Raw genomic sequence first — 11,173 nt, 5'->3', positions numbered from 1 at the left:
CGCACGAGGCCGGCCGCGGCCTGATCGCGGCCATCGCCGACGGCGTGTCGGCCGGCGGCCACGGCCTGGTGGCGGCGCAGACCGCGGTGATCTCGCTCGTCAACGATTTCCACGCCGTGCCCGCGACCTGGGAGACCACCGTCGCGCTCGACCGCCTGCTGGGGGCTCACAACGCCTGGCTGGTCGACCACAACCGGCGCCGCAGCGGCGATGCGTCGGGCCTGACCACGCTGACCGCGGTGGTGCTGCGCGGGCACACCTGGACCGTGGCCCACGTCGGTGACACGCGGGCCTGGCTGCTGCGCGGCGGCGAATGCACGCAACTCACCCACGACCACGCCTTCGACCACCCGGACCTGCGCAGCCAGCTCACGCGTGCGATCGGACTCGACGACAGCCTGCGCATCGACTTCCACCAGGGCGAGCTGCAGATCGGCGACACGCTGCTGCTCAGCAGCGACGGTGTGCACCAGGTGCTCAAGCACGCCGCGATGCGCGAGCTGCTCGGCGCCGCCGAGACCGCGCAGCAGGCGAGCGAGCGACTGGTCGAGGCGGCGCTCGCGGCGGGGGGCCGAGACAACGCCACGGCGCTGGTCGTCCGCGTGCGCGGGCTCGATGCCGGCAGCCTGGACGACGCCCTGCTGCTGGGACGCCAGTTGCCGATACCGCCGCGCCTCAAGGTGGGCGACACGCTCGACGGCTATGTGATCACCGCGCTGGTGGCCAACACCGGCGTGCACCGGCTGGTGCAGGCGCGCGATGCGGCGACGCGCGAGCTGGTGGCGATCAAGACGCTGCACGAGTCGCGTGCCGGCGATCCCGAGGAGCGCGCGATGCTGGCCCATGAGGCCTGGCTGGGCCGCACCGTCACCGAGCGCGACGGGCAGGGTTTCGTGCGGGTGCGCGAGCCGCGCGACCCGAGCGCCTTCTATGCGGTGTTCGACTGGCATGGCGGCCGCACGCTCGAGCAGCTGCTGGAGGCCGGTCAGGCCTTCAGCGTGGAGGAGATCGTGCAGGGCACGCTGGCCGCGGCGCGCGCGCTGGGCCGGCTGCACCGTCAGCGCGTGGTGCATCGCGACGTCAAGCCGGCCAACCTGCACCTGGGCGACGACGGCCAGTGGCGCCTGCTCGACCTGGGCGTGGCAATCTCCGGTCGCGAGCCGCCAGCGGTGCGCAGCCTGCATGCTGGTACGCCCAGCTACATGAATCCCGAGCAGTGGGAAGCAGGGCATGCCGGCGCCGACGCGGCGAGCGACCTCTACGCGCTGGGCGTCACGCTCTACCGCTGGCTGAGCGGCCGGCTGCCGTACGGCGAGATCGAGCCGTTCCAGATCGCGCGCTACCGGCGCGACCCGATCGCGCCCTCGCGGCTGCGGCCCGAGCTGCCGATCTGGCTGGACCACGTGGTGCTGAAGGCCGTGGCGCGCGAGCGCCAGCAGCGCTTCGAGACGGCCGAGGAGTTCGTGCTGGCGCTGGAGCGCGGCGCGTCGCGCCCGCTCGCCGCACCGCCGGCGACGCCGCTCGTCGCCCGCGACCCGAACGCGCTGTGGAAGATCGCCTTCGCGATCTCGCTGCTGTTCAACGTGCTGCTCGTGGTGTGGCTGTTGTTCCTGCCGCGCTGAAGCGGGGCAGGCGGCGGCACCGGGCTGGAGGCGAATCATGCGGCTGCCCCGGGACTAGCGCTGAGCGGTCCGGCTGGCGGCACCGTAGTCGGTCGGCGCGGTCATCGGGCGGGCGCGCCCGCCTTTCTCGGCCCAGGTGCGGGTCCAGCGGATCTGCACGCGCCGCAGCATCACCAGCATCACGAGCGCCAGCACCGCGAAGGCGACGAAGCCCCACAGGTAGGTGCCCGCCAGTTGCTTGGACTGCCCCATCGCATTGGGCAGGAAGCCGCCGCCGAGCGCGCCGACCTCGCCGATCATCGAGCCAGCCACCGCGGTGGTCAGCGGCCAGCGCAGCGGCACCAGCTGGAACAGCGCGCCGTTGCCGGCGCCGAGCGCCGCGAAGCACAGCATGAAGAGCAGCGTGGTGACCGCGACCGAGCCGCCCGCGAAGCCGCACATTACCAGCGTCACGATCACGATCATCAGCACGCCGCTGAGCGTGTTGATGCCGCCGATGCGGTCGGAGATGTAGCCACCCAGCACGCGCACCGCCGAGCCCATCAGCGTGGCCAGCATCGTCAACTGGCCGGCCTCGATCTTGGTGACGTGGAACTGGTCGTAGAAGTAGGTCGGCAGGAAGCTCGCCAGGCCGATGAAGCCGCCGAAGGTGATGATGTAGATCAGGCTGAAGGCCCAGCCGTCCTTCTCGAACAGACAGGCGACGTGTTCGCGCAGGGTCTGGTGCTCGCGGTCCGGTGGCTCCTTGGCGGCGAACCACATCACCAGCATCGGCAGCAGCATGGTGCAGGCCGCCAGACCGTAGACGGTGGACCAGCCGAACTTGGCCGCCAGCGGCGGCGCGAACAGCACGGCGAGCACCGTGCCCGAGTTGCCGGCGCCGGCGATGCCCATCGCCAGCCCCTTGTGCTGCGGCGGGAACCAGCCCGAGCCCAGCGACAGCGCAACGCCGAAGCTCGCGCCGGCGATGCCGAGCAGCACCCCCATCGCGAGCACGCCGTCGTAGCTGTCGACGTAGCCGTAGCCGTAGCCCAGTGCGGCGACGATCAGGCCCATCTCGACCATCGCCGCGTTCTTGCGGCCGATGTACTGTGACAGCACGCCCAGCGGGAAGCGCATCAGCGCGCCGGCCAGGATCGGCACCGACACCATGAAGCCCTTCTGCGCGGCGGTGAGCTGGAAGCTTTCGCTGATGAAGGGCGCCATCGCGCCGTTCAGTACCCAGATCGCGAAGCAGAAGTCGAAGTAAAGGAAGGACGCGAGCAGCGTGGGCCAGTGGCCCGAGCGCACGAAGGTCTTGAAATCAGCCATTGCGTGACGTGCCTGCGCTCACGCGCGGCAGCGATGCGAGAAGGGGAGGTGGGGCGCCGCGATGATGGCGGCCGACGACGGCGAGCTCATGGTGCTTCTCCAGGGAGAACAGTCGCTCGGCCCCCGGGGGGCGAGTGACGAAGGCACGAAGCTGGGCACGTCGGTGTGCACAGGACCGGGCGTGCGGAGCGCCGATCCGGGCGCGTCGCTGCGCCCGCGTTGTGCGGAGCAGCATCCGTGCCAGGGGGAGCGGCCGGCGCCACGCCGGCTGCTCCATACTGGCGCCCCCCGCAGGTCGCGCCCTGCGTCCGCTCCTCTGAAAAGGCCCGTCGTCGCGTGACTTCCGTTCTCCTTGTGCTCGACCCCGATCACGGTGCGCCGCCGCTGGCAGCCGATCTGCGCGCGGCCGGCATTCACGTGCTTGGTGCCTGTCCATGCGACAAGCTGGTGCAGGAGGCACTGCGGCAGGGACCCGACGTGCTGGTGGGCTGGTCTTCGCACCCGGGTGAGCCGCTGTTCCGTGCGCTGGACATCCTGCGCTCGACCCAGGCCCTGCCGGTGCTCGTGTTCAGCGGCGACGCCGGCGTCGAGGCCATGGAGCGGGCCCTGCAGTGCGGCGTGCAGGGCTGGGTGGCGCAGGGCTACGCCGCAGCGCGGCTGCGGCCGTTGCTGCAGCTCGTGCAGGCGCGCTTCCGGCACGAGCGCGGGCTGCGCGATGCGCTCGCGGACCTGGGGAACCGCTACGAAGAACGCAAGCTGGTCGACCGAGCCAAGGGCATCCTGATGCTGGCGCGCCAGGTCCCGGAAGACGAGGCGTTCAGGCTGCTGCGCCAGAGCGCGATGCAGCAGCAACTGCGCGTCGGTCAGGCGGCCCAGCTGCTCATCGATGCCGCGCAGGACGCGGCCGGGGTCAACCGCTCCGGCCAGCTGCGCATGCTGTCGCAGCGGCTGGTCAAGCTCTATGCGCTGCAGGTCGCTGGCGGTGAGGCGGAGGCCGGCGCGGCGCGGGTTCTGCAGTCGCAGGCGGTCGAGCGCCTGGAGGCCAACCTGGCCCAACTGGGGCGCCTGCTGTCCAAACCCACCTTCGGCGACCTGCTGGACGGCGTGCTGAGCGCCTGGAAGCCGCTGGACGCGACGCTCCGCGAAGCACCGCAGGCTGCGCGCCTGCTCAAGCTCGATGCGCTGGCCGAGGCGCTGCTGCAGGCCGCCGAGACACTGACCGCCGCCCTGGAGCAGGCCAGCGGCATGCCGCGTCTGCACGTGATCAACCTCGCGGGCCGGCAGCGCATGCTGAGCCAGCGGCTGGCCAAGGAGGTGCTGCTGGCCACGCTGCTGCCGGGTCCGATGGCCGCGCTGGCGCGCGAGGCGGCCCAGCGAACAGCGCTCGAGGCCGAGCAGGCGCTGGCCGCGTTGCAGGCCGCGCCGCTGTCGACCCCCGAGATCCGCGCGACGCTGACCGCCGCGGCGCAAGCCTGGCCGCAGATGCGTGCCGGCATCGACGCCGCCGGCACGCCGGCTGGCCGGCAGCAGCTGGCCGACGCGAGCGACACGCTGCTCGAGCGCTTCGAGCAGCTCACCGGGCAGATCGAGCACAGCATGCAGACGCTGATCGGCTGATGCAGCGCTAGGGGGTTCGACACCCTCAAGCTGGGGGGGCGCGCCTGCGGTGCAGGGCTATCATGGTTCGAGCACCATGAGCGTTTCCTACGAGTCCTCCGCCACCGCGTCGGCCCTTGCCGAGGCGCTCGAAAAGCTCGGTCTGCCCGTCTACACGAAGGACGCCGCGGGTCGCTACACACACCTCAACGCGGCGGCGGTCGCAGCGCTCGGCGTGCCCACCGAGGCCTGCGGCCGGACCGATGCCGAACTGCTCACCGCGCCGACCGCCGGCGCGCTGCGCGCCGCCGATCAGGCCGCGCTGGCCCGGCCCGGCGCCAGCGTCAGTGAACACAGCCTCGAGTTCGGCGGCGAGCGGCGCGAGTTCCTCGGTGCGCGCGTGCCGCTCGATGGTGGAGCCCTGCTGGGCGTGTGGGTCGAGCGCAGCGAGCGCACCCGCCTGTCCGGCCAGCTGCAGCAGGCGCTGCACCAGCTCGAGGAGCAGCAGCGTGCCAACGAGGCGCTGCGCAGCGATGCGGAGAACCGCAACGCGTCGGGCGAGCCGGTGCGCAGCATCGGCCGTCGCGAGCAGTTCGACGACCAGTTGCGCCGTGAGATCGACCTGTCGCTGCGCGAGCACCGTGAGTTCGCCGTGGTCTACATCCACGTCGATGCGCCACCCGCCGGCAGCCCGCCCCATGACGACGCCGGTCGCGAGCGCGTCTTCGAGGCGATGGCCCGGCTGCTGCGCAGCAATACGCGTGCGATGGATGCCCCGTGCCGTCTCGAGGGCGAGCGCTTCGCGCTGCTGCTGTCCGGCATGGGCCTGGCGACGGCCCATGCCCGCATGGAGGGAATGCGCCGCCAGTGCGCAACGCAGCTCGTGCCCAAGGGCGGCGCGGCGCTGCGGTTCACGGTGTCGATGGGGCTCGCGAGCTTCCCGCACACCGCGCAGACGCAGGCCGGTCTGCTGCACGCCGCCGAGACTGCGCTGGCGCAGGCCGTGCAGCGTGGCGGCAACCACGTGGCGCTGGCCAGCATCGCCTTCGGCGGGCCACGGTCGGCTGACCGCAGGGCGCGCGCCGGAACGCGGGCTCAGCCCTGCAGGGCGCGCCAGAACATGTAGCCGGAGATGGCGTAGAGCAGCAGCGCGAACACGCGACGCAACTGCTGCACGTCGAGCGCATGTGCGGTGCGCGCGCCGAGCGGTGCCGTCATCACGCTGGCGGTCGACACCACCAGCAGTGCCGGCAGGTAGAGGAAGCCGAGCGTGCCGGGCGGCAGCCCATGGAGGTTCCAGCCAGCGGCGATGTAGCCGGCGGTGCCGGCCAGCGCGATCGGCACGCCCAGTGCGGCCGAGGTCGCCACGGCGTTGTGGATCGGCACGTTGCACCAGGTCATGAACGGCACCGACATGAAGGCGCCACCGGCACCGACCAGCGCCGACACGGCGCCGATCACGCCGCCGACGCCGAACAGTCCGGGCGCGGGTGGCAACTGCCGGGCCGGCGTGGGCTTGCCGCCGCGCAGCATCTGCGTCGCCGAGAAGCCGACGAACAGCGCAAACAGCCCGGCCAGCAGCGCCGAGGGCAGCGCCTTCGCGACCTGCGCCCCCAGCAGCGAGCCCAGCACGATCCCCGGTGCGAGGCGGCGCACGATGTCCCAGCGCACGGCGCCGCGCGCATGATGGGCTCGCACCGAAGACAGCGAGGTGAAGCAGATCGTCGCGAGCGAGGTCGCGATCGCGACCTTCACGATCAGGTCGGACGGAAAGCCTTCAGCGTCAGCAGCAGCGTGATGAAGGGCACCAGCACCATGCCGCCGCCGACGCCCAGCAGGCCGGCCAGGAAGCCGGCGCCCGCGCCCAGCAGCAGCAGCTCGACGACCAGCGGCCAGGCGAGCAGCATCAGGCCGGCGGCAGCAGCGCGAGCACCGCGCGCCACTCGGCCGTCGTGACGGGCGTGATGGACAGGCGGTTGCCCCGCTGCAGCACGCGCATCGTCGCGAGCGAGGGTGCCGCGCGCATCGCGGCCAGCGACAGCAGCGGCGTCTTGCGCACCAGCTTCACGTCCACGCCGAACCAGCGCGGTGCCTCGGGCTTCGAGGCGGGGTCGTGGTAGGGGCTCGCCGGGTCGAACTGGGTCGCGTCGGTGTGCGCGACGGAAGCCACCTCGGCCAGCCCGGCGATGCCCGGCTGCGGGCACGACGAGTGATAGAACAGCACGCCGTCGCCAGGCCGGAAATCGTCGCGCATGAAGTTGCGCGCCTGGTAGTTGCGCACGCCGGTCCACGGCAGCTTGCGGCCCGGCGCGCGCGCCAGGTCGTCGATCGAGCACTCGTCGGGCTCGGACTTCATCAGCCAGTACGCCATGGCGGCAGCAGGTCGGGAAGGGCAACGGGGAAAGGTGTCCGCCGCGAACCGGGAGTCGCATTCCTGAACCCAGGGGAGTTCAGGTGGGCGAGGTCAACGAAGCTTCGGGTTCATCTGACGCGAGACGATCACGCCCGCTTCGCAATGTTCCAAGCCCGGGCTCATATGAGCATCGGTTCAAGGAAATATAAAACTCCCGCGAACGCGACGGACGAGATCAGTGTACGCCGCCAGCGCTGACGAACCGGCGTTTCAGAGCAATTGACCGTCGCGCCCGAGGGTCTCGTCGATGCGCCCAATCAGGGCCTCGATGTCGATGCCGTGTGCAGGGTCCGGCGCGGCCTGCCCGGCGCTGCGCGCCGGAGTCGCCGCCGCCAGCGGCCGCTCGGCCAGCTGGTAGGCGAGGTTGAGCGCGGCGAGCACCGCGATACGCTCGCGGGCGCGCACCTTGCCGGCGTCGCGGATCGCGCACATCTCCTGGTCCACGTTGCCCACGGCCTCGAGCAGGGCCCGTTCGCCGCCGTCGGGGCAGCCGAGGATGTAGCTCTGGCCCATGATGGTGACTTCGAGCTGCTTCATTCGGCGGTCTTTCCGGTCTCCGGGCCGGCCTCGGCGACCGGTTCGCTGGCCGGCAGGCGATCCAGCAGGGCCTCGACGCGCTGGCGGGCGGCGGCGAGGCGGGAGCGCAGCGAGTCGCGTTCGGCATTGACGCCGGCCAGCTGCTCCAGGGTCAGCGCGTGCGTGCGCTGGAGTTCCTGGTGCCGCAGCAGCAACCGCTCCACGCGTTCGGCCAGTTCTTCGATCGTCGCCATGCCTCTCCTCACTGCACGCGTCGATTGTAGGGGGCGGCCCGGGCCGCGCTTACACTGCAGGCTGTTGGTGCTCATGCCGGCGTTCACGCCGGCGCAGTTAAACGGGAAGCAGAGGAGGGGGACCCACCGGGTGCTCCTTCAGCCTGCGCTGCCCCCGCAACGGTCAGCGGACGAAGCCAGAACGCCTGCGTTCACGTTTCCGCTCTCGCGCACATGCCACTGGAGTCTCCGGCTCTGGGAAGGTCGCGAGGGTCGTTCCGCCAGCCCGGATACCGGCCAACGGGAGGCGTGCTGCGCAAGCGGCGCGTCATGAGGTGGGCGCCCGCGGGGAAGCTGGCGCGCACGATTTCATCGTTGGTCATTCCATGATTGCCACTCCCTTCGAGGCCACCGCGCCTCGCATTCCTGTTCGCCTCGGGGCGCTGCCGCATGCGCCGTTGTTGATGCTGTCGCTGCTGGGCTTCGCCAGCGGCATCGCGAGCGCGCAATCCGCGCCCGTCACCGAGGCGGGCAAGCTGCCGCCGGTGCTGGTCACGGCCAGCCGCTTCGTCGAGGACTCGGCGACGCTGCCGTACGGTGTCAGCGTGCTGACCGCCCAGGACATCGCCGACTCGGGCGTGTCCACGGTGAACGAGGCCGTGATGAAGCTGCTCGGCGTGCCCGGTCGGCTCGACCTCTACGGCGGTGGCGACTACGCCCTCGACCTGCGCGGCTTCGGCACCACGTCCGACAACAACCAGGTCGTGATCCTCGACGGCATCCGCATCAACGAGGGCGACCTCGGCGGCACGCGGCTGGCCGGCATCCCGATCAATTCGGTCGAGCGCATCGAGGTGCTGCGCGGCAGCGGCACCGTGCTGTACGGTGAGGGCGCCACGGGCGGCGTGATCATCGTCACCACCAAGGCGGGTCACGGAACAGCTCGCCGCAACCGGGCCAGCGTGTACGCCGCCGCCGGCAGCGATCGCCTGCGCGACCTGCGCGCCGACGCCACGCTCGAGGCCGGTGGCTTCTCGCTGGATGCGGCCGCCAACCGCCGCACGACCGACAACCATCGCGACAACTTCCGTTCGGAGACGGAGGGCGCATCGCTCACCGGCCAGTGGCGCAACGACTGGCTGCGCGTCGGCCTGCGGCATGCCTACGACGACCTCGACACCGGGCTGCCCGGCGCGCTGACTGCGGCGCAGTATGCCGCCGACCCGAGCCAGACCACCGCACCGAACGACCACGCCGATATCCGCAACACGCGCAGTGGCGTGTTCGCCGAGGCCGATCTCGGCGGCGACTGGCAACTCGGCCTTGACGCCGGCTGGCGTGACAAGGAGCTGCGCAGCCGCAACGGGGCCTTCGCCTACGACTACGACGTCGACGCGAAGAACTACTCGCTGCGGGTGCGCAACCGCACGCAGTTCGCGTCGGTCGTCAACGCGGTGGTGTTCGGCGTGGATCGCAACGAATGGGAACGCACGGTGCTGGGCGCCTTCGGCTCGGTGGGCGAGCAGTCCTCGACCGGCTACTACCTGAAGGACGACCTCACGCTGAGCGGCGGCACCCGCCTGAGCGCCGGCGTGCGCACCGAGCGCATCGAGAAGGCGGTCAGCAGCACGGTCGACCGCATCGACGACCGCCAGCGCGCCTGGGAACTGGGCGTGCTGCAGCCGCTGTCCGAGAACAGCGCGGTCTACGGCCGGGTCGGCCGCAGCTTCCGCCTCGCCAACGTCGACGAGTTCAGCTTCACCAATCCGGCCGTGCCGCTGCGGCCGCAGACTTCACGCGACACCGAACTGGGCGTGCGCTGGCGTGCTGCCGGCCGCAGCGCCGAGCTGCGCGTCTACCGCAGCTCGCTGAAGAACGAGATCGGCTTCGATCCCAACGGCGTCGGACCGTTCGGGCCGTTCGGCGCCAACGTCAACTTCGACCCGACGCGCCGGCAGGGTGTCGAGCTCGAACTGGCGCAGGCGCTGACCGAGGCGCTGAACCTGCGCGTCAACGGCGCGCTGCGGCGGGCCCGTTTCACCGAGGGCGCCTACGACGGCCAGGATGTGCCGCTGACACCCGAGCGCACGCTGTCCCTTCGGGCCGACTGGACGCCCGCGCCGGCGCACAAGCTCGATGCGATCGTGAACTACGTGTCCTCGCAGAGCCCGGACTTCGCCAACGTCTGCAGCATCCCGGGTCGCACCACCGCCGACCTGCGCTACGCCTATCGCTGGACGCAGGCGGAGTTCGCGCTCGGCGTGGTCAACTTGACGGACCGCAAGTACTACACGCAGGCCTTCGGGTGCACGGCCGGCGGCGAAACGACCTCGATCTACCCGGAGGCGGGTCGCACCTTCGCGGCATCGGTCAAGGTCAGCTTCTGACGGGAGGCGCATGGGCGAGCGGCGCGGTCATCCGAAGGGCAGCGGGACAGGCGAGTTGATCCTCGGTGGCCAGCGCAGCGGCAAGTCGCGCTGCGCCGAGTCGCGCGCGGCCGACTGGCTGGCGCTGCCCGGCCGCTCGGCCGTGCTGCTGGCCACCGCACTGGCGGGCGACGACGAGATGCGCTCGCGCATTGCCCGACACCGACACGACCGCGCCGAGCGCGTGCCCGGTCTCGCGACCGACGAGGTGCCGCGCGAGCTGGCCGCTGCCGTGAGGCGCCACAGCGAGCCGGATCGGATGGTGCTGGTGGATTGCCTGAGCCTGTGGCTCACCAACCTGCGCATGCCGATGCAGGGCGCGGCCGTGACCGACGCCGAACTCGACCGCCACGTCGCCGACCTGTGCGAGGCGCTGCGATCGGCGCGCGGGCCGGTGGTGCTGGTGTCCAACGAGATCGGCCTCGGCCTGGCGCCGCTGGGCGCCGAGGCGCGCCGCTTCGTCGACGACCTCGGCCGCCTGCACCAGGCAGTGGCGGCGCAGTGCGCACGGGTCACGCTGATGGTCGCCGGCATCGAGCTGCCGGTGAGGCGGGCGGATCCGTGAGCCTGTCTTCGATGCTGCGGTGCTGCGTCCTCGTGCTGCTGGGGGCGCTGGGCCTGCACGTCGCTGCAGCGGCGCCCATCGAGCTGCGCGACGACCGCGGTGTGACGCTGACGCTGCCGGTGCCGCCGCAGCGCATCGTCACGCTGCTGCCCTCGCTGACCGAGAGCGTGTGCGCGCTCGGCGGTTGCGCGCGGCTGGTCGGCACGGACCGCTTCTCCAATTGGCCGGCCGGCGTCGGCACGTTGCCCAAGCTGGGAGGGCTGGAGGATGCACAGATCGAAGCCATCGTCGCGCTGAAGCCCGACGTGGTGCTGCTGGCCCTGTCCGATCGCGTGATCGAGCGGCTGGAAGCGTTGGGCCTCAAGCTGGTGGTGCTGGAGGCGCGCGACCATGCCGGCGTGCAGCGTGCGTTGCACGCCGTGGCGCGGCTGCTCGGCACGCCGGCCGCGGCCGCGCCGGTGTGGTCGACCATCGAGCGGCAGCTGGCCGAC

The 11,173-nt window shown here is 71.5% G+C and carries 10 protein-coding genes, 1 other RNA gene, 1 pseudogene and 1 riboswitch; of the genes and pseudogenes, 6 read left to right on the top strand and 6 right to left on the bottom strand.

The genetic code is table 11. The annotated features are described in order from the left end of the window. On the top strand, positions 1–1,622 hold a 1,622-nt coding region (locus Y694_RS16275; protein WP_036234352.1), incomplete at its 5' end, for a bifunctional protein-serine/threonine kinase/phosphatase. A gap of 54 nt (positions 1,623–1,676) precedes the next feature. Here the strand turns inward: Y694_RS16275 and Y694_RS16270 are convergent. Next, positions 1,677–2,933: a nitrate/nitrite transporter gene (locus Y694_RS16270; protein WP_011829908.1), complete on the bottom strand. Its 1,257-nt coding sequence runs from the start codon at positions 2,931–2,933 to the stop codon at positions 1,677–1,679. A gap of 336 nt (positions 2,934–3,269) precedes the next feature. Here Y694_RS16270 and Y694_RS16265 point away from each other — a divergent pair, with 336 nt between their 5' ends. Together Y694_RS16265 and Y694_RS22710 are read left to right on the top strand one after the other, a co-directional pair. After that, positions 3,270–4,550: a type IV pili methyl-accepting chemotaxis transducer N-terminal domain-containing protein gene (locus Y694_RS16265; RefSeq protein WP_036234349.1), complete on the top strand. Its 1,281-nt coding sequence runs from the start codon at positions 3,270–3,272 to the stop codon at positions 4,548–4,550. Positions 4,551–4,626: 76 nt separating this feature from the next. Further along, entirely contained in the window at positions 4,627–5,655 is a 1,029-nt protein-coding gene (locus Y694_RS22710; RefSeq protein WP_081782259.1) for a sensor domain-containing diguanylate cyclase, read from the top strand. Here Y694_RS22710 and Y694_RS16255 read toward each other — a convergent pair. The 5 genes and pseudogenes from Y694_RS16255 to Y694_RS16240 form a co-directional block, all read right to left on the bottom strand. Beyond that, a pseudogene (locus Y694_RS16255) lies at positions 5,625–6,436 on the bottom strand (sulfite exporter TauE/SafE family protein). The gene Y694_RS22710 and the pseudogene Y694_RS16255 sit on opposite strands and share 31 nt — an antisense overlap. Continuing rightward, positions 6,436–6,900, bottom strand: a complete 465-nt coding sequence (locus Y694_RS16250) for an EVE domain-containing protein (RefSeq protein ID WP_036234346.1) — start codon at positions 6,898–6,900, stop codon at positions 6,436–6,438. Before Y694_RS16250 ends, Y694_RS16255 begins: the two are co-directional and overlap by 1 nt. Before the next feature lie 33 nt (positions 6,901–6,933). Then, positions 6,934–7,115, bottom strand: a non-coding RNA gene (ssrS, locus tag Y694_RS23615) — 6S RNA. Between the two features lie 37 nt (positions 7,116–7,152). After that, positions 7,153–7,479 carry a cell division protein ZapA gene (locus Y694_RS16245; protein WP_011829904.1) on the bottom strand — a complete coding sequence of 109 codons (327 nt, stop codon included), beginning with the start codon at positions 7,477–7,479 and terminating at the stop codon, positions 7,153–7,155. Beyond that, complete coding sequence (locus Y694_RS16240; protein ID WP_011829903.1) at positions 7,476–7,712, bottom strand: hypothetical protein; 237 nt, start codon at positions 7,710–7,712, stop codon at positions 7,476–7,478. Before Y694_RS16240 ends, Y694_RS16245 begins: the two co-directional genes overlap by 4 nt. Positions 7,713–7,760: 48 nt before the next feature. Further along, positions 7,761–8,008, top strand: a riboswitch (cobalamin riboswitch). A gap of 69 nt (positions 8,009–8,077) precedes the next feature. Between Y694_RS16240 and Y694_RS16235 the strand changes: the two genes are divergently transcribed. The 3 genes from Y694_RS16235 to Y694_RS16225 form a co-directional block, all read left to right on the top strand. Then, positions 8,078–10,078, top strand: a complete 2,001-nt coding sequence (locus Y694_RS16235) for a TonB-dependent receptor (protein WP_036234343.1) — start codon at positions 8,078–8,080, stop codon at positions 10,076–10,078. A gap of 10 nt (positions 10,079–10,088) precedes the next feature. Continuing rightward, on the top strand, positions 10,089–10,682 hold the full coding sequence (locus tag Y694_RS16230; RefSeq protein ID WP_051495839.1) for a bifunctional adenosylcobinamide kinase/adenosylcobinamide-phosphate guanylyltransferase: 594 nt from the start codon (positions 10,089–10,091) through the stop codon (positions 10,680–10,682). Beyond that, the coding region (locus Y694_RS16225) for an ABC transporter substrate-binding protein (RefSeq protein WP_409072489.1) at positions 10,679–11,173 on the top strand (495 nt) is incomplete at its 3' end. The genes Y694_RS16230 and Y694_RS16225, both read left to right, overlap by 4 nt.

The organism is Methylibium sp. T29-B (assembly GCF_000576225.1).
Taxonomy (GTDB): domain Bacteria; phylum Pseudomonadota; class Gammaproteobacteria; order Burkholderiales; family Burkholderiaceae_C; genus Methylibium; species Methylibium petroleiphilum.
This window is presented reverse-complemented; position numbering and strand designations above follow the sequence as displayed.

Bases quoted from the DNA above. Each gene is read 5' to 3' on its own strand.
- Y694_RS22710 (WP_081782259.1), top strand. From the start codon at position 4,627: ATGAGCGTTTCCTACGAGTCCTCCGCCACCGCGTCGGCCCTTGCCGAG.
- Y694_RS16270 (WP_011829908.1), bottom strand. From the start codon at position 2,933: ATGGCTGATTTCAAGACCTTCGTGCGCTCGGGCCACTGGCCCACGCTG.
- Y694_RS16245 (WP_011829904.1), bottom strand. From the start codon at position 7,479: ATGAAGCAGCTCGAAGTCACCATCATGGGCCAGAGCTACATCCTCGGC.
- Y694_RS16250 (WP_036234346.1), bottom strand. From the start codon at position 6,900: ATGGCGTACTGGCTGATGAAGTCCGAGCCCGACGAGTGCTCGATCGAC.
- Y694_RS16235 (WP_036234343.1), top strand. From the start codon at position 8,078: ATGATTGCCACTCCCTTCGAGGCCACCGCGCCTCGCATTCCTGTTCGC.
- Y694_RS16240 (WP_011829903.1), bottom strand. From the start codon at position 7,712: ATGGCGACGATCGAAGAACTGGCCGAACGCGTGGAGCGGTTGCTGCTG.
- Y694_RS16230 (WP_051495839.1), top strand. From the start codon at position 10,089: ATGGGCGAGCGGCGCGGTCATCCGAAGGGCAGCGGGACAGGCGAGTTG.